General features: G+C 70.8%; 17 protein-coding genes. 8 read left to right on the forward strand and 9 right to left on the reverse strand.

What is annotated here, in order from left to right:
- The first annotated feature begins 34 nt into the window (after positions 1-34).
- The gene (locus tag ACFV6V_RS22565) at positions 35-1,312 is read left to right on the forward strand and encodes a thymidine phosphorylase (protein WP_385567785.1); all 1,278 of its coding nucleotides are present in this window, start codon (positions 35-37) and stop codon (positions 1,310-1,312) included.
- Between the two features lie 206 nt (positions 1,313-1,518).
- Complete coding sequence (locus ACFV6V_RS22570) at positions 1,519-1,827, forward strand: STAS domain-containing protein (RefSeq protein WP_385567787.1); 309 nt, start codon at positions 1,519-1,521, stop codon at positions 1,825-1,827.
- Here ACFV6V_RS22570 and ACFV6V_RS22575 read toward each other — a convergent pair.
- The 3 genes from ACFV6V_RS22575 to ACFV6V_RS22585 all read right to left on the reverse strand — a co-directional run bounded on the left by ACFV6V_RS22575 (position 1,805) and on the right by ACFV6V_RS22585 (position 4,966).
- A complete protein-coding gene (locus ACFV6V_RS22575; RefSeq protein WP_385567790.1) occupies positions 1,805-2,782 on the reverse strand; it encodes a sigma-70 family RNA polymerase sigma factor in 978 nt (325 codons plus the stop codon). The two genes, ACFV6V_RS22570 and ACFV6V_RS22575, sit on opposite strands and share 23 nt — an antisense overlap.
- A 69-nt stretch (positions 2,783-2,851) precedes the next feature.
- Positions 2,852-3,508, reverse strand: a complete 657-nt coding sequence (locus ACFV6V_RS22580; RefSeq protein ID WP_385567844.1) for a L,D-transpeptidase family protein — start codon at positions 3,506-3,508, stop codon at positions 2,852-2,854.
- 144 nt (positions 3,509-3,652) lie between these two features.
- Positions 3,653-4,966 (reverse strand): MFS transporter, encoded by a 1,314-nt coding sequence (locus ACFV6V_RS22585; RefSeq protein WP_385567793.1) that lies wholly within the window; start codon positions 4,964-4,966, stop codon positions 3,653-3,655.
- A 62-nt stretch (positions 4,967-5,028) separates the two neighbouring features.
- On the opposite strand from ACFV6V_RS22585, the gene ACFV6V_RS22590 reads away from it, so the two are divergent.
- Positions 5,029-5,982, forward strand: coding sequence for a LysR family transcriptional regulator (locus tag ACFV6V_RS22590; protein ID WP_385567796.1), 954 nt, complete (start codon positions 5,029-5,031; stop codon positions 5,980-5,982).
- A gap of 84 nt (positions 5,983-6,066) precedes the next feature.
- On the opposite strand, the gene ACFV6V_RS22595 is transcribed toward ACFV6V_RS22590, so the two are convergent.
- Positions 6,067-6,963, reverse strand: coding sequence for an alpha/beta hydrolase (locus ACFV6V_RS22595; RefSeq protein WP_385567799.1), 897 nt, complete (start codon positions 6,961-6,963; stop codon positions 6,067-6,069).
- A gap of 115 nt (positions 6,964-7,078) precedes the next feature.
- On the opposite strand from ACFV6V_RS22595, the gene ACFV6V_RS22600 reads away from it, so the two are divergent.
- The 3 genes from ACFV6V_RS22600 (at position 7,079) to ACFV6V_RS22610 (ending at position 10,162) form a co-directional block, all read left to right on the forward strand.
- Complete coding sequence (locus ACFV6V_RS22600) at positions 7,079-8,272, forward strand: adenosine deaminase (protein WP_385567802.1); 1,194 nt, start codon at positions 7,079-7,081, stop codon at positions 8,270-8,272.
- Between the two features lie 139 nt (positions 8,273-8,411).
- Positions 8,412-8,924 (forward strand): SigE family RNA polymerase sigma factor, encoded by a 513-nt coding sequence (locus ACFV6V_RS22605; protein ID WP_385567805.1) that lies wholly within the window; start codon positions 8,412-8,414, stop codon positions 8,922-8,924.
- A gap of 56 nt (positions 8,925-8,980) precedes the next feature.
- Positions 8,981-10,162 carry a hypothetical protein gene (locus ACFV6V_RS22610; protein ID WP_385567807.1) on the forward strand — a complete coding sequence of 394 codons (1,182 nt, stop codon included), beginning with the start codon at positions 8,981-8,983 and terminating at the stop codon, positions 10,160-10,162.
- 78 nt (positions 10,163-10,240) lie between these two features.
- Here ACFV6V_RS22610 and ACFV6V_RS22615 read toward each other — a convergent pair whose 3' ends face one another.
- The 4 genes from ACFV6V_RS22615 to afsQ1 all read right to left on the reverse strand — a co-directional run bounded on the left by ACFV6V_RS22615 (position 10,241) and on the right by afsQ1 (position 13,889).
- Entirely contained in the window at positions 10,241-10,834 is a 594-nt protein-coding gene (locus ACFV6V_RS22615) for a VanZ family protein (RefSeq protein WP_385567810.1), read from the reverse strand.
- Positions 10,835-10,921: 87 nt separating this feature from the next.
- Positions 10,922-11,512 carry a hypothetical protein gene (locus tag ACFV6V_RS22620; RefSeq protein ID WP_385567813.1) on the reverse strand — a complete coding sequence of 197 codons (591 nt, stop codon included), beginning with the start codon at positions 11,510-11,512 and terminating at the stop codon, positions 10,922-10,924.
- A 56-nt stretch (positions 11,513-11,568) separates the two neighbouring features.
- A complete protein-coding gene (locus tag ACFV6V_RS22625; protein WP_385567847.1) occupies positions 11,569-13,137 on the reverse strand; it encodes an ATP-binding protein in 1,569 nt (522 codons plus the stop codon).
- Between the two features lie 74 nt (positions 13,138-13,211).
- Complete coding sequence (gene afsQ1 / locus ACFV6V_RS22630; RefSeq protein ID WP_266486879.1) at positions 13,212-13,889, reverse strand: two-component system response regulator AfsQ1; 678 nt, start codon at positions 13,887-13,889, stop codon at positions 13,212-13,214.
- Positions 13,890-14,108: 219 nt separating this feature from the next.
- Here afsQ1 and ACFV6V_RS22635 point away from each other — a divergent pair, with 219 nt between their 5' ends.
- Positions 14,109-14,855, forward strand: coding sequence for a SigE family RNA polymerase sigma factor (locus tag ACFV6V_RS22635; RefSeq protein ID WP_385567817.1), 747 nt, complete (start codon positions 14,109-14,111; stop codon positions 14,853-14,855).
- Positions 14,856-15,095: 240 nt separating this feature from the next.
- On the opposite strand, the gene ACFV6V_RS22640 is transcribed toward ACFV6V_RS22635, so the two are convergent.
- Positions 15,096-15,800: a uridine kinase gene (locus tag ACFV6V_RS22640; RefSeq protein ID WP_385567819.1), complete on the reverse strand. Its 705-nt coding sequence runs from the start codon at positions 15,798-15,800 to the stop codon at positions 15,096-15,098.
- Between the two features lie 57 nt (positions 15,801-15,857).
- Here ACFV6V_RS22640 and ACFV6V_RS22645 point away from each other — a divergent pair, with 57 nt between their 5' ends.
- Complete coding sequence (locus ACFV6V_RS22645; RefSeq protein ID WP_385567822.1) at positions 15,858-16,241, forward strand: hypothetical protein; 384 nt, start codon at positions 15,858-15,860, stop codon at positions 16,239-16,241.
- Positions 16,242-16,294: the final 53 nt, after the last annotated feature.

Below are 16,294 nucleotides of genomic sequence, written 5' to 3' on the forward strand. Positions count from 1 at the left end.
CACCCTGGTTCGTACCGGAAGGACCCCTCAGCACATGGACGCCATCTCCGTCATCCGCACCAAGCGCGAGCGAGGCGAGCTCACCCCCGAGCAGATCGACTGGGTCATCGACGCGTACACCCGTGGCGAGGTCGCCGACGAGCAGATGTCGGCGCTGGCCATGGCGATTCTGCTCAACGGCATGAACCGGGCCGAGATCGCCCGCTGGACCGCCGCGATGATCGCGTCCGGCGAGCGTATGGACTTCTCCTCGCTGTCCCGCCCGACCGCCGACAAGCACTCCACCGGCGGCGTCGGCGACAAGATCACGCTGCCGCTCGCCCCGCTCGTGGCCGCCTGCGGCGCGGCCGTGCCGCAGCTCTCCGGCCGCGGTCTGGGCCACACCGGCGGCACCCTGGACAAGCTGGAGTCCATCCCCGGCTGGCGGGCCCTGCTGTCCAACGAGGAGATGCTGAACGTCCTCGACACCACCGGCGCGGTCATCTGCGCGGCCGGTGACGGGCTCGCCCCGGCCGACAAGAAGCTCTACGCGCTGCGCGATGTCACCGGCACCGTCGAGGCCATCCCGCTGATCGCCTCCTCGATCATGTCGAAGAAGATCGCCGAAGGCACCGGGTCGCTGGTCCTGGACGTCAAGGTCGGCTCCGGCGCCTTCATGAAGACCATCGAGGACGCGCGTGAACTGGCCTCCACGATGGTGGGCCTCGGCACCGACCACGGGGTCAGGACCGTCGCCCTGCTCACCGACATGTCCACCCCGCTCGGCCTCACCGCGGGCAACGCGCTGGAGGTCCGCGAGTCCGTCGAGGTGCTCGCGGGCGGCGGCCCCCAGGACGTCATCGACCTCACCGTGGCGCTGGCCAGGGAGATGCTGGCCGCGGCGGGCATCAAGGACGCCGACCCGGCGAAGGCGCTCGCCGACGGCTCCGCGATGGACGTCTGGCGCCGCATGATCGCCGCTCAGGGCGGCGACCCGGACGCCGAGCTCCCCGTGGCCCGTGAACAGCATGTGATCACCGCCCCGTCGTCGGGTGTCCTCACCCGCCTCGACGCCTACGGCGTCGGCGTCGCCGCCTGGCGTCTCGGCGCGGGCCGCGCCCGCAAGGAGGACCCGGTCCAGGCGGGCGCGGGCATCGAACTGCACGCCAAGCCCGGCGAGCCGGTGACCGCGGGCCAGCGCCTGATGACGCTGCACACGGACACACCGGAGAAGTTCGCGTACGCCCTGAAGTCCCTGGAGGGCTCGTTCGACATCGCCTCGTCGGACACGGACTTCACGGCGAACCCCATCGTGCTGGACCGCATCGCGTGATCTGAGGCGGGCGGGGTCGCAGCGCCCGCGGCCGCTTCGGGTGAACGGGACCGGTGGACCCCACCGGTCCCGTTCGGCGTGCTGGGGTCGGTGCGGCACCGGCTGGGGAGACCGCCGTGAGCGGCGGGTGTCCGACTGTCCCTCCTGCCTCGCGGCCGGCACTGCGGCCGCGATGAGTTGTCGCCCCCACGCCGGTCAGATCCGATGTGGACAGCACTCGGCAGCCCCTCGTACTGGAACTGACCGGCCGCGTCACCCCGGCCGATGTGCCCCTGCTGTGTGCCTGGCTGAAGGCTGATGCCGAGGCCCGGGCCGGGCCGGGGGAGGCCGTCTGCGACGCCGCTCGGCTCACCGTGGCCGACCTGACCGCGGTCGAGGCCATCGTGCGGCTGCGGCTCACGGCCCGGCGTCTCGGGTGGGAGCTGCGGCTGTGCAACGCCGCTCCGGAGCTGCTCGGGTTGCTGGAACTGGTCGGTCTGGGCGAGGCCCTCCTCAGCCCTCCGCCTCCGCGCTGAGCCGAGCGGGCAGCCCGAACAGCGGGAACCAGCGCTTGGTGTCCAGGAAGAAGTCCATCCCGCCGACCTTGCCGTCCCTGACCTCCAGGACGATCAGCGCCCAGGGCTCGTATCCCTCGCCCGACCGGCTCGGGTGGTATTGCGCGAAGGCCGGGGAGCCGTTGGCCACGGTCGGCAGGAGGCGGGAGCCACGGCAGCCCTCGCCGACGCCCAGCATCCAGCCGACGATGTCGTCATGGCCGCGCAGCCACAGGTCGTACGGCGGCATGGACATGGTGGCGTCCTCGTGCAGCAGCGCGGTCAGTGCCTTCATGTCGTAGCCCTCGAAGGCCGCGACGTAGCGCTCCAGCAGCCGCCGCTGCTCCTCGTCCAACGGATCGGACCGGTCGGACGCCGTGGGCGACTGCTCCGCGAGGGTGGCGCGGGCACGCTGGAGGGCGCTGTTGACCGAGGCGACGGAGGTGCCCAGCAGCTCGGCGACCTCCGCCGCCTTCCAGGCCAGCACCTCCCGCAGGATGAGCACGGCACGCTGCCTGGGCGGCAGATGCTGGAGCGCCGCGACGAACGCGAGCCGGATGGACTCCCGCTCGACGGTCCGGTCGGCCGGATCGGCCACCGAAGGCAGCACCCGCCCGTCCGGCACCGGCTCCAGCCAGGTGAGCTCCGGACGGGCGCTGAGCTGGGCCTGGGCCACCGGGGTCGGCGCGGACAGGTCCATCGGGCGGGCCCTGCGACTGCCCGCGCTCAGCATGTCCAGGCAGACGTTGGTCGCGATCCGGTACAGCCAGGAGCGCAGGGACGATCTGCCCTCGAACTTCTCGAGGCCCTTCCAGGCGCGCACCATCGTGTCCTGCACGGCGTCCTCCGCCTCGAAGGCGGAGCCCAGCATGCGGTAGCAGTAACCGGTCAGCTCCGTGCGGTATCCCTCGAGCCGGGAATCCAGATCCTGCGTCATCAGGTCCACCCCTGTCGCCGGTCCGTACAAGCTCTTCGGACGCTACAGGAGGGGGCTGACAACGGAGGTTCAGGTCCCGGGCTTGCGCCCGTACACGTAAACGTCGTCCCCGTTCTTCAGCAGGCTCCAGTACGCCTTCGCGTCCGCCGGCCGCATGTTGACGCAGCCGCCCGAGCCCGGCGGGTTGTACATGCTCTTGGTGACCGAGTGGAAGGCCTGCCCGCCGTCGAAGAACTGCGAGTACGGCATCCACACCTTGTAGAGCGTCGACCAGTGCTTGATGCTGCGGTAGTAGACCTTCTTCGCTCCGGTCCTGGTCTCCGCGCCGTCCCGCCCGGTGCGTACCGGCACCGGCCCGTACTTCAGCTTCGCCCCGTCCTGTATCCAGCTGAGCTGCCGGGTGAGGTCGACACAGGCGATGCGCCCCTTGTTCGTCGGGCACGCCCCGGACTTGTTCGGGTTGGTGCCCGCGGCACGCTGGGCGAGGATCGTGTTCATCGTGCGCCAGGTGACCGGTCCCGCGTAGCCGATCGTCGGGGTGATCGCGTGCCAGCGCTGGAAGGTCTGGATCGCCTTGCAGTCGGCGGGGGACTGCCGTCCGTCGACGGGGCGGCCCATGAACTTCTCGACCTGCTTCTGGTACGGCCCTGTTGATGTGGTGCAGGACGCCGCCTGGGCGGGGGCGGCGCCGAGTGAGAGGGTCAGGGGCACCAGCAGTCCGCTGATGCCCACGGCTGCGACGGCCCGTCTCCGGCCCGTTCTCGCATGCTCAGTTCCACGTCCACGTTCCACGGTTACCAACTCCCCAGTACGCGCGCTGCGGTTGCTCTGACCTATGCGACGCGTACGGGGGGCCGGCGGTTGTGGTATTTACGAACGGATTTCGGCGAACACCGGCCTTCGGCCCGGGTTCCGGCCCAGCCGCCGGCGCTGCTCGCGCTGCTGCGCGGCACGGGCCGCGTACGACCCGTACAGCGTGACCGACACGACGCCGAGCACGGCCAGCAGCCCGAGCAGCACCGTCCCGGCCCAGCCACCGGAGTGGAAGGCGATCGCCCCGAGCGTGCCACCCGCGCTGCTGCCCAGGTAGTACGCCGACTGGTACAGCGCGGACGCCTGGGCGCGGCCGGTCTTCGCGGTGCGGCTCACCGAGGAGGAGGCGACTGCGTGGCCGGCGAAGAAGCCCGCGGTGATCAGCACCAGGCCGGTCAGCACGGCGGTCAGCGAGTCCGCGAGCGAGAGCAGCAGCCCCGCCGCCGTGGTCCCGACCGCGAGGTACAGCGCACCGCGCCGGCCGAGGCGGCCGACCAGCTTGCCTGCCGCGGCGGAGGAGACCGTACCGACCAGGTACACCAGGAAGACGGAGCCGACGATGCCCTGGGGCAGGCCGAAGGGGTCGCCGACCAGCCGGTAGCCGATCACCGTGTAGACCGCGCCGAACACGGTCATGAACAGCGCGCCGATGACGTACAGCCGCATCAGCAGCGGGTCGGAGAGGTGCCCGCGTACGGTGCGCGCGAGGGTGCGCGGGTCGAGCGAGCCGGGGGTGAAGTGCCGGGCCCGCGGCAGCAGCAGCCGGAAGGCCACCGCGCACACCAGTGCCATCACCCCGACCGCGGCGAGCGCCGCGCGCCAGCCCCAGAGCTGTGCGACCCAGCCGGTCACGATCCGGCCGCTCATGCCGCCGATGCTGTTGCCCGCCACGAAGAGGCCGATCGCCGCGACCAGTGCCCTCGGCCGCACTTCCTCGGCGAGATACGCCATCGCGGACGCGGGCAGACCGGCGAGTGCGGCGCCCTGGACCGCGCGCAGGGCGATCATCCACTCGAGGTTCGGTGCGAGCGGCACCAGCGCGGCGATGGCGACGGCGACCACCAGGGAGACCGTCATCAGCCGCGCCCGTCCGAAGCGCTCGGACAGCGCGCTCAGCGGCAGTACGCACAGAGCCAGTGCGGCGGTGGCCGCGGAGACCGTCCAGCTGGCCGCGCTCGCGGTCACCCCGAAGTCGGTGGAGATGGCGGGGAGCAGGGCCTGGGTGGAGTAGAGGAGGGCGAAGGTCGCGAGGCCCGCGGTGAAGAGCGCGAAGCTCATGCGGCGGTAGCCGGGCAGACCCGGGGCGAGCTGGGGGGACGGCGAGGTGAGGGCACCCACGGCCGTGGGCGCCCCGGTACTTGCGGAAGGCATGTCTCGAAGGTATGCATGCGCCTTTGATGCGTCCAATGCATGGAACGGCTTTAATCGTTCCCATGGTGCATGAATACAGGTCAGGGCATCGCGTGTCGCACAACAGTTACGAAGAAGACATGAGGCTGCTGCTCGCTCCGCGCCTCGCATACTTCTCGGGAGTCGCCCGCCATGAGCATGTGACCCGTGCCGCACAGGAGCTCGCCGTGCCCCAGTCCACGCTCTCGCGTGCCATGGTCCGGCTCGAGGACGACCTCGGCGTCGCGCTCTTCACCCGCAAGGGCCGTACGGTGTCGCTGACTCCCGCGGGCCGCACCTTCCTCACCGCAGTGGAGCGCGCCCTCGCCGAGGTCGAACGGGCGGCCGAGTCGGTACGGGCCGACGCCGACCCGTCCGCGGGCAAGGTCGCCTTCGGCTTTCTGCACACCATGGGCAGCGAGACCGTACCGGAGCTCATCCGCGCCTTCCGCGTCGACCATCCCCGGGTGCGTTTCACCCTCGTCCAGAACTATGGCGAGGCGATGATCGAACGCCTGCGCTCCGGGGAGCTGGACCTGTGCCTGACCTCCCCGGTGCCGGACGAGCCCGACCTCGTCGCCCGGCGCCTGGACGAGCAGCGCCTGCGGCTCGTGGTCCCCGACGAGCACCGCCTGGCATCGCGCAAGCGCATCCGGCTCGCGGAGGCGGCGGACGAGACCTTTGTGACCCTGGAGCCCGGTTACGGTCTGCGGCGTATCACCGACGCACTCTGTGCCGAGGCGGGTTTCAAACCCCGTGTCGCCTTCGAGGGTGAGGAGGCCGAAACCCTGCGCGGCCTGGTCGCCGCGGGCCTTGGCGTCGCACTGCTCCCGCCGCCCGCCGTCCCCCGCCCGGGCGTCGTCGAGCTGACGGTCACGGCCCCGCGTGCGGTACGCGAGATCGGCGTCGCCTGGCTCGACGGACACGAGGACACGGTCCCGGTGGCCGCCTTCAAGAAGTTCCTGCTGTCGCGCAGGGGCAAGCTGCTGCCTGACTGAGCCGCACCCCGGTCCGTCCGCGCCGACGAAGCCCGTCACTCCCGCTCCCGGACAGGCCACGGTCACCGAGCCGGCCGAGCTCGACTACCGGTGAATCCTCGGCGGGCTCCAGTGCCTGTTCCGCAGCGAACGTCCGAACCCCGCCGCCAGCGGCATCCGCAGCCCCAGGGGCGGCGGCGCCGCGAGCGCGTCCGCCACCGGACGTGCGAAGGCCCGCGAGAACAGCGCGCCGAGTACGAAATCCGCTGCCAGGGCCTGCACTTCGGCCTTGTACTGGCGCAGGGAATGGCCGTCGGAGTGGACCTCGAAGCGGCAGGTGTCCCGGTTGGCCTTCTTGGCCCGCTCCGCAAGACGGTAGGAGAGCTCCGGGTCGATACGGGCGTCATTGGTGCCGTGCACGAGCAGGACCTGGCGGCCCGTGAGCTGCTTCACCGGTTCGGGCTGCGCGGCGACATCGTCCTCCGGCAGCCAAGGGGCGAGCGCCAGCACGGAGTTGACGGCCGCATGCCCTGCGGCGTGCAGCGCGGCCCGGCCGCCCATGCCGCGCCCGGCCAGACACACGGGGACGTCCCCGTAGCGCCGTACCGCCTCGTCCGCGGCCCAGGAAGCGTCCCGCGCGAGCTGTGCCTCCGCGCCGTTCCAGCCACGGCCCCGGTAGCGCACCACATGCGCCACCAGACCGTCCCGCTGCCCCGCCCGCGCCAGTGACCTGGCCAGGGGCAGCGCCGCGGCGTGCGACACCGCCGAGGGGCCGCGGGCCGACTCCGGTTCTCCGTCGGGCAGCAGCAGCACCACCCCGCTCACGGCGCCGTCCGCCGCGGCGGGACCCGACACCGTGCCCCTCACCGGCCGTCCCAGCCTCGCCTCGGCTGCTGATCCGCCTTCTCGCGCCGCGTTCGCCTCGAGGCGGGCCCATGTTCTCGCCCGGGGCTCCGCACCGGCTGAACGCCCCCACCGCCGGGGCAGTGCGTGGTGTGCCATGGCAGAACAGTCTCAGAAGTACACGTGTACTCCACCCGTCCGCACGGTCACTGTTACGTATCGACCCGTGATTCGTGTAGCTCCCTTCTACGCGCGTAGGGATTACAGTGCCGAGATGAAGAGCCAGACCACGCATGTGTCATCCCGGGGAACGGCCCCGGGGCCCGAGAGGCCCACCGCGGACCAGATCCGCCGCGCCCCGAAGGTGCTCCTCCACGACCACCTCGACGGTGGACTGCGCCCCGGCACGATCGTCGACCTCGCCCGCGACGCGGGCTATGACGCGCTGCCCGAGGCTGAACCCGACAAGCTCGGCATCTGGTTCCACGAGGCCGCCGACTCCGGCTCGCTGGAACGCTACCTGGAAACGTTCGCCCATACGTGTGCCGTGATGCAGACCCGCGACGCCCTCAAGCGGGTGGCCGTCGAATGCGCCGAGGACCTCGCCGAGGACGGCGTGGTCTACGCGGAGGTGCGTTACGCACCCGAGCAGCACCTCGAAGCCGGACTGACCCTCGAAGAGGTCGTCGAAGCCGTCAACGAGGGCTTCCGCGAAGGCGAACGCCGCGCCCGCGCGAACGGTCACCGCATCCGCGTCGGCGCCCTGCTCACGGCGATGCGGCACGCGGCGCGCGCCTTGGAGATCGCCGAACTCGCCAACGGCTACCGGGACTCGGGCGTCGTCGGCTTCGACATCGCCGGTGCCGAGGCGGGCTTCCCGCCCACCCGTCATCTCGACGCCTTCGAGTACCTCAAGCGGGAGAACAACCACTTCACCATCCACGCCGGTGAGGCCTTCGGCCTGCCCTCGATCTGGCAGGCGCTCCAGTGGTGCGGCGCCGACCGGCTCGGCCACGGCGTGCGGATCATCGACGACATCGAGGTCGCCGAGGACGGCACGGTGAAGCTCGGCCGGCTCGCCGCGTACGTACGCGACAAGCGCATCCCGCTGGAGCTGTGCCCGACGTCCAACCTCCAGACCGGCGCGGCAGCCTCGTACGAGGAGCACCCGATCGGGCTGCTGCGGCGGCTGCACTTCCGCGCGACCGTCAACACGGACAACCGGCTGATGAGCAACACCAGCATGAGCCGCGAGTTCGAGGTGCTGGCCGAGACCTTCGGCTACACGCTCGACGACATGCAGTGGTTCACCGTCAATGCGATGAAGTCCGCGTTCATCCCCTTCGATGAACGTCTCGCGATGATCAGCGACGTGATCAAGCCTGGCTATGCGGAGCTGAAGTCCGAATGGCTGTTCCGGCAGACCGAGACCGCCGCGAGCAGTGAGATCTCGCGCGCCGGGGACTGAGCCGACGAGGGTGAGGGCCGGGCGCCGGGGGTGCCCGGCCCTCCGCTGAAAAAGAGGGGTGAAACATTCAGCCGGGGTTGACGCGTCGATCAGATGGAGGATGTCGCAAGCGACGCAACAGAGCGTGAAGGGGGAGGGCATGAGATCTGCCCGCGAGGACGGGTTCAGGGACTTCGCGGTCGGCCGCGCCGGACATCTCTACCGCTCCGCATGCCTGTTGACCAGCGGTGACACCCATCTCGCCGAGGATCTCGTGCAGGAGACACTGGGCCGGATGTACGCGATGTGGGGCCGGATCGCCCGGATCGACAATCCCGCGGCCTACGCCCAGACCGTGCTCGTACGCACCTTCCTCAGCCACCGCAGGCTGCGCTCGGCAGGGGAGCGGCCGCTGGGGGAACTGCCCGACACCGCCCTCAGCCGCAGCGATGACCCGACGTTGAGGATCGCGCTGCTGGACGCGCTGGGACAGCTCCCGCCCAAGGACCGTGCCGTGGTGGTGCTCCGGTACTGGGAGGACCGCACCGTCGAAGAGACCGCTGACGCGATGCACGTCAGCTCCGCGGCCGTTCGCACCCGTTCGACCCGCGCCCTGGCCCGGCTGCGTGAGCGGCTGGGCAGCAGCCGCTCCGAACTGGCCACGACTCCTTAGCCCTCGTCCCTCAACCCCTTTCACGTTCGGCCCAGATCAGGAGCTGGTGGTTCCGCATGCCCTTTGAAGACGAACTCGGCAAGGTGCTCCAGGACGCGGGGGGCACGTTCACCGGGGACCACCGCGTCCTCGTCACAGGCGGCCTGGCCCGGGGCCGCCGCCGGGTGGCCCGCCGCCGCGCGGGCATCGCGGCCGGAAGCGCGCTGGCCGTGGCGCTGGTCGCCACCGGTGGGGCGTACCTGACGGATGGCGGGCGCACCGACGAATCCGCCGCGAAATTCAGGCCCTCCGGGGACTACGGGCACTTCGCGATCACCGCCGAAGAGATCGGCGACATCCTGGAGAACGCCATGGGCAGGACCGGGATCGGCGTCGTGAAACCCCACGTCGAGAGTTCGGGCAGCACCGACGCGGCCGAAGCGGCGACCGCCTCCATCGTCTTCGACACCGGCTTCGGCGAGGAGAAGGTCACCCTGTCCGTGCGTCGTGTCGACCCGGCGGACGCCGCGGTGAAGGCGCTGCTCGTCTGCCCGGACGCGAAGAGCTCACCGTACGAGGAGTGCACCAACCAGCCAGGCGACCGTGCCGTGAAGGGCTACACGGAAGCGGGCAAGGCCGGTGGCGTCAAGAAGTGGGAGGTCACCACCCTCTCCCCGAACGGCTACCTGATCGAGGCCGCCACCCAGAACGTGCAGGTGTCGGGGTCCGTGCCGCCCCAGGGTTCCAACCCGCGCATGAACCCGGGCAAGCTGCGCCATCTGGCGATGTTCGTCGACGGCTCCCTCACCCGCGACGGAGAGCCGAATGCCTTTGGCACGGTGGTCCCGGGTTCCCGAGCCGAACCGGGCGATGTACTGCCCATCCTCAAGTACCTGCTTCCCCGGCGGCTGACGGTGTACTCGGAGGGTGCGACCTTCGGGGGCGAGGGGCATGTGGTCGTGGCCGACGGAGACGGCAATCAGACCTACATCGAAGCGACCCGGATGGCGGTCATCACGATGAAGCGCGCCGAAGTGCTCCCCGACGGGACCAAGGTCGCCACAGGGAGCCTCCCGGGCAGCCAACCGGGTGTCGTCGGATTGCAGGTCGGCGTAAGCCGGGTGAACGGACTGGACATGATCGTCACGGCGTACAACGCCCCGACTCCGAAGTCCAGGAAGCAGGGCGACCAGCCGCTCATCACCCTGGACGAACTCAAGGCCATCGCGCTCAGCAGGACCTGGCTGACCGCCCGTTGACCGACGGCGTCCGCCCGTGTGTGAGGACCCCCACGGGGGTGAGGTCCGCACACACGGGCGGACGCCGTCGCCGTGCCGCTACCGGGCGGCGCCGATCCCGTGCATCACCGCGGCCGGGGTCGGCGCCCCCTGGGCGACGGCGTCCTCCCGGAGCACGGCCCCACGCTCTCTGCGGCCCCGCCCGGCGCCGGACGACGGGCGACCCGCGCGGCACCTGCGCCGCAGCCTGGCCCGGCTCGCGGGTACGACGGCGAGATGGGCCAGGGCCACGCCCGTGGTGTTCAGCAGCAGGGAGTCCACGTCGACCACCTGGCCCGGCACCCCGGTCTGGAGCAGTTCGATGGCCAGCGACAGCAGCGCGCCCGTCGCGACCGTGCGGGTCAGCGAGGCCCAGGGCGACACCATGAGCCGGCCCCCCGCCATCGGCAGCAGTATCCCGAGCGGGGCGAGCAGCAGCAGCCCCTCGCCGATCCGGTGCGCCGCCTCGACGGGACCCAGCGCCAGATCGGCTCTGATCCCGGCGAGCGGTTCCAGATTCGCCGCCGTCACCCACATCACATCGAGCGGGCGAAGCGTCAGCCACCCCACGAGTGCCAGATGTGCGAGGAGGAGTACGCTCCCCGCCACGCGGAAGCAGATGGCGGCGCTGCCGCCCGAACCTTGACGCTGCACGACCACCAAGACGTCACGACCGGCAGGATCGGTTCCGCCCCGTGGCGGATCCGTCGAGTGACCTTCCGGCGGCCGCCCGGCGATCCGTCAGGAGGCAGCGCCGGAAGCCTCCGGAGCTACCGGCGACAGCACCGACTCGGGACGCTCCTTCGCCGCCTCCGTGCAGCGGTAGGCGCGCGGGCCGTAGTCACCGGGGCCGCCCAGGACCACCCCGCCGCTCGCCACCGACGCACTGTCCGTGAACGTGCACACGATCTGCGCCAGCGCGGTCGGCGGCAGATCCACCGGCTCCCGGCTCAGGCGCAGGGTGCCCTTGGGGTCGCCGTCCCGGCCCTGCCGTACGGTCAGTGGGCCGCGCACGCTCGTGGTGAACCCGGCCTCCTCCTCGTCGGCCGACGGCGTCGCCTCCAGCGCGTCGAGGAGCGCGGAGGCAACGGCCACCCGATTGTCCACGGCCTTCTCGGGTACGGACACGGTGCGGTCCACGGCCTCCAGTGCCGACGTGCACACCAGGTACACCCGCACCGGCAGCGCCCCCGGCTGCTCCCGCGCGGACGACTCCTTCGAGGGCGGGGTGCAGGACATCCGCGAGGGCGCGGGCCCCGCGTCCACAGGTACGGATGTGGTCCTGATGCCGCAGCCCGCGACCGTACCCGCGAGCACGGCTGAGACCGCCACGGCCCGAACGGTACGCCGGGTCCGCAGCGCACGCGGCGCCCGTCGAATTGCTCCGGTCACTGCGTGTCGCCCGCCTCTCCCCGCTCCGCGTGGTCCCCGTTCTGTTCCCGGTCCACGTCGCAGCCGCCCTCGGCGGCGATACCGGAAGCGTCCCGCGGCAGCCTCAGCACGAACACCGCACCCCCGTCGCCGTCCGTCGTGTTCGCGGCGCTGATGCCGCCGCCGTGGATCAGGGCGTTCTCCATCGCGATGGAGAGACCGAGCCCACTGCCCTCCGAACGCGGCCGGGAGGCGCTGGCCTTGTAGAACCGGTCGAAGACATGGGGCAGCACCTCCTCGGGGATACCGGGGCCGTGGTCCCGCACCGCGATGACGAGCTCGTCCTTGCCTGCCCCGGTGTCACCCGTCCCGGCTGTTTCCGTGCGCACTGACACCCGTACGGGTGAACCGCCGTGTTTGAGCGCATTGCCGATCAGATTGGCGAGGATGACGTCGAGGCGACGCGGATCGAGCCGGGCCATGATGCCGCGTTCCGCGTCCAGTTCGACGGCGTCGAGCCAGGCGCGTGCGTCGATACAGGCGGTGACCTGGTCGGCCACATCGACATCGTCGAGTACGAGCCGGGCCGTACCGGCGTCGAAGCGGGTCACCTCCATCAGGTTCTCCACCAGGTCGTTCAGCCGCCGTGTCTCGCTCACCACCAGCTCGACGGCGGGCGCGATCATCGGGTCGAGGGTGTCCTGCTCGTCCTCCAGGACCTCCGTCACGGCGGTCAGCGCGGTCAGCGGGGTGCGCAGCTCGTGCGACATATCGGCGACGAAGCGCCGACTGGACTCCTCGCGGGCACTCATGTCCGCGACCTTCTTCTCCAGCGACTCGGCCGCGCGGTTGAACGTGTGCGACAGCTCGGCCAGTTCGTCGGTGCCGGACACATGCAGCCGGGTGTCCAGCTTGCCCTCGCCCAGCTGCCGGGCCGCCTCGCCGAGCCGGCGTACCGGCCGGAGCACCGTGGTCGCCGCCGCCTGCGCGATCAGTGCGGAGCCGACGAGCGCGAGGGCGGTGGCGATGCCCAGAGACCAGGCGAGCGAGTTGAGATCGGCCCGCTCCTGCTCCAGGGACTTGAACAGGTAACCGGTCGGACCGCCGCCGATGATCCGCGTACCACCCACCAGATACGGCGTGTTGCCGCGCTGGGTACGCAGCCAGAAGAGGTGGTACGGATACGAGTTGCCCGCTGTGGTCGCCTGCCGCTCGTTCACCGCGTCCCGCAGTGACTTCGGCACGTCGTCGAGCGTGAAGACATCCGGGTCCGAGGCCCCCGTGATCGGCTTGCCCGCCGCGCGCTCGCCGAGCAGCACCACGCTGTATCCGGCATCGTCGCCCGCCATCTGCTCGGCGGTGGTCTGGAGCTCGTTCTGCGTGGGCCGCGCGGGCAGCGAAGCGGCCCGGTTCTGCATCTCCTGCCGGAAGTCGTTCAGTGCCGAGTCCTGCGTACGGGTCAGTACGGCCTCGCGGTTGAGCCAGTACGCGATCGCCGAGGCGGAGACGGCGGCCGTCAGCGCGACCAGACCGAAGACGACGACGAGCCGCAGGCGCAGGCTGGTCCAGCCGAGCCCGGCGAGTATCGCCCTCTTCGCTCTCTCACCGGCTGTGCCGGCCGCGCCGACTGCGCCGGGTTTGCTCGCTGTGCCGGCCTGGGTCACTGAGGGACGTCCAGTCGGTAGCCCACGCCGCGCACCGTACGGATCAGGGTCGGTGACGACGGCACGTCCTCGACCTTCGCCCGCAGCCGCTGCACACACGCGTCCACCAGCCGCGAGTCACCCAGGTAGTCGTGCTCCCAGACGAGCCGCAGCAACTGCTGGCGCGACAGCGCCTGCCCCGGGCGGCGGCTCAGCTCCAGCAGCAGACGCAGCTCGGTGGGCGTGAGCTGGAGGTCCTCGCCGTTCTTGGTGACCGTCATCGCGGAGCGGTCGATCACCAGCGAGCCGAACGACGCCGAGTCCGTCGACTCACGCTCCCCGCGCCGCAGCACCGCGCGGATCCGGGCGTCCAGCACCCGGCCCTGCACCGGCTTGACCACATAGTCGTCGGCACCGGACTCAAGACCGACCACGACGTCGATGTCGTCGCTGCGCGCGGTGAGCAGGATGATCGGCAACTGGTCGGTGCGCCTGATGCGGCGGCACACCTCGAATCCATCGATGCCGGGCAGCATCACATCCAGCACGATCAGATCCGGCCGCTGCTCACGCAGCAGCTTCAGGCCGTCCTCGCCCGTCGCCGCGGTGGCCACACGGTGGCCCTGGCGTGACAGGGAGAGTTCGAGGGCCGTGCGGATGGCGTCGTCGTCCTCGATCAGCAACAGGAAAGGCACGGAGGCCATTGTGGCCCATGCAGGTGGCGTACTTCGACTGCCGGGCAGTACGTACCTGAGTCAGGGCTGTGCCCAGGCTGTGTGGAGGCCGTGTCCCCGGGCCCTGTGACAGCTCTGTGACAGTCGGCGGACACCGGCGTGAAGGTGCCCGGGCAAGCTCATCTCCACAAGGCCGGAAGGGCGGCCGGTACCAAGACTCCAACCGACGGGGGGCGCGCGATGAACGCACTGCACGGCACCACCTCTAGCGCAGTTGTCACGCGTCTGCACGACGTCGTGAGGAGCACGGAGAAGTCCGGCGTCGTGAACGGGCGGGGGTGCGTTCGCGGCGCCGGGCGCCAGCACAGGACTTCGACGGCATCCACGGCCTATATGGCGATCGTGGACGCCGGTACGGAGAGTGCGGGCGCTGACGCGACGGGGGCTGTGGCGGGTGCGGTGAACGCCGAGGCGGCGTTCACCGCGTACGTCCAGGAGCGCCGCGCCTCCCTGTACGCGACGGCCTACCACCTGACCGGTGACCGGTACGAGGCGGAGGACCTGCTGCAGAGCGCGCTCTTCTCGACCTACCGCGCCTGGGACCGGATCACCGACAAGGCGGCGGTCGGCGGCTACCTGCGCCGGACCATGACCAATCTGCACATCAGCGCGTGGCGCCGCCGCAAGCTGAACGAATACCCGACCGAGGAGCTCCCGGAGACGGCGGGCGAGACGGACGCGATGCGCGGCACGGAGCTGCGGGCGGTGCTGTGGCAGGCACTGGCCCGACTGCCCGAACTCCAGCGCACCATGCTGGTGCTGCGCTACTACGAGGGCCGCACCGATCCCGAGATCGCGGACATCCTCGACATCAGTGTCGGCACGGTGAAGTCGAGCATCTGGCGGTCGCTCCGCCGGCTGCGTGAGGACGAGGCCCTCAGCTTCGGCCGTGACGAGGAAGAGTCCTTCGGCGAACTGGTCGCCTGAGGGCAGTACGGGGGACGAGGTACCCACGGGGGATACGGGGGACCTCGACGGGGGGACACGGGGGAAGCACAGGGGCCTCAACGGGGGAAGTCCAGAGGACCCTACGGGGGAAGCACGGGGGAGCCGCAGGGATCACGGGGGATCTCGGCGGCGCGGGGAACACCACGGGCCGGCCAGGACGACATGTCCGGGCCGGCCCTGAGTGTGTGCGGAGCCGCAGGAGCCGAGCGGTACGTTCCGTTACGCGACTTCCGTCGCCCGCGCCTCGTGGCAGTGCCCCACCGCGGCGGCGGCGAGACGCCCGAGGGCCTCCTCCTTGCCGCAGGGGTGCGCGCCGAGGGCGCACTGACGGGCGACGATCGCCCGCTCCGCGCGCATCAGCCGCCAGCCACGACGCAGCAGGAACGGTACCGACTTGCGACCCTCGCGCAGATCGCGCAGCAGACGGCGCCGGAAGGTGGTCGAGGGCCGCCCGCGCAGACACAGCGCATCGGCGAGCAGCCCGAGCTCCTGGCAGTGACGCACGATGTCCGCGGCGAAGACGCCCTCGGCGATGAACAGCGGGGTGCGTTCGATGGTGAGGGTCTCCCAGCCGGTCCGGGAGCTGGAGGCGATGTCGTAGACGGGCACGGTCGTCCGTCCCGTACGGCACAACTCCTCGATGGCGCGCACCGCGGCGGCGGCGTCCCAGGAGGCGGGGGAGTCCCAGTCGATGTCGGTGCTGCCGATGACCTGCGGCAGCGTGGGGTCGTCCCCTTCCTTGTAGAAGTCGTCGAGTCGCAGCACCGGAAGACCGGAACGCTCGGCGAGGGAGGACTTTCCGGAACCGGATGGCCCGGCGAGCAGGACGACACGCGTCGGAAGGGGTTGGGAACTCACGGGACACCAGTGTGAAGCATTGACCCCCGTGGGGGATCCCCCAGTGGTCGAGTTGGTATCGAGCATCACACAAGAACTACTGTGTGTCGCCGTTCCGTTACTCCTCCAGTAGTCAGGAATCTCATGGCGCGACACTCAAGGCCACGACCCCCAAGGCTCAGGACCGTCGGTCTCACCGTCACCGCACTGGGTGCGGCCATCGGCGGCGGCGCCGGAGCGGCCCAGGCGGCGGAGACGGCGGAGACGCTCCCGGCGTACGAGGTCGCCGACGTCGACCCGGCCCCGGCCGTGGGAGCGCTGACCGGGACCGGAGCCATGGGCAATCCGGTCAAGCACGTCCCCCTCAACCCGCTCGCGAACACCCCCGTGGATCCGCTGAACAACGGCGTCGGCACCCAGATCGCCGACTTCAAGTCCGTGGACACCCGCCAGGCCACCGGTTCGCTCGGCCACACGTCGGACATCCCGGTCGCGGGCCCGCTGCTGGGCGGTCTGGCCGCGGGCTGAGCCAGGGGCGGCAGGTCCCTGCCGTACCGCAGCAGGCATGCGGAGAGCCGCGC

Origin of the sequence: Streptomyces sp. NPDC059828 (assembly GCF_042731955.1) — a bacterium.
Classification (GTDB): domain Bacteria; phylum Actinomycetota; class Actinomycetes; order Streptomycetales; family Streptomycetaceae; genus Streptomyces.

Coding starts and splice junctions, on each gene's coding strand:
- ACFV6V_RS22585 (WP_385567793.1), bottom strand. CDS start 4,966: ATGCCTTCCGCAAGTACCGGGGCGCCCACGGCCGTGGGTGCCCTCACC.
- ACFV6V_RS22565 (WP_385567785.1), top strand. CDS start 35: ATGGACGCCATCTCCGTCATCCGCACCAAGCGCGAGCGAGGCGAGCTC.
- ACFV6V_RS22595 (WP_385567799.1), bottom strand. CDS start 6,963: ATGGCACACCACGCACTGCCCCGGCGGTGGGGGCGTTCAGCCGGTGCG.
- ACFV6V_RS22635 (WP_385567817.1), top strand. CDS start 14,109: ATGAACGCACTGCACGGCACCACCTCTAGCGCAGTTGTCACGCGTCTG.
- ACFV6V_RS22575 (WP_385567790.1), bottom strand. CDS start 2,782: ATGACGCAGGATCTGGATTCCCGGCTCGAGGGATACCGCACGGAGCTG.
- ACFV6V_RS22605 (WP_385567805.1), top strand. CDS start 8,412: ATGAGATCTGCCCGCGAGGACGGGTTCAGGGACTTCGCGGTCGGCCGC.
- ACFV6V_RS22600 (WP_385567802.1), top strand. CDS start 7,079: ATGAAGAGCCAGACCACGCATGTGTCATCCCGGGGAACGGCCCCGGGG.
- ACFV6V_RS22610 (WP_385567807.1), top strand. CDS start 8,981: ATGCCCTTTGAAGACGAACTCGGCAAGGTGCTCCAGGACGCGGGGGGC.
- ACFV6V_RS22645 (WP_385567822.1), top strand. CDS start 15,858: ATGGCGCGACACTCAAGGCCACGACCCCCAAGGCTCAGGACCGTCGGT.
- ACFV6V_RS22590 (WP_385567796.1), top strand. CDS start 5,029: ATGGTGCATGAATACAGGTCAGGGCATCGCGTGTCGCACAACAGTTAC.
- ACFV6V_RS22640 (WP_385567819.1), bottom strand. CDS start 15,800: ATGCTCGATACCAACTCGACCACTGGGGGATCCCCCACGGGGGTCAAT.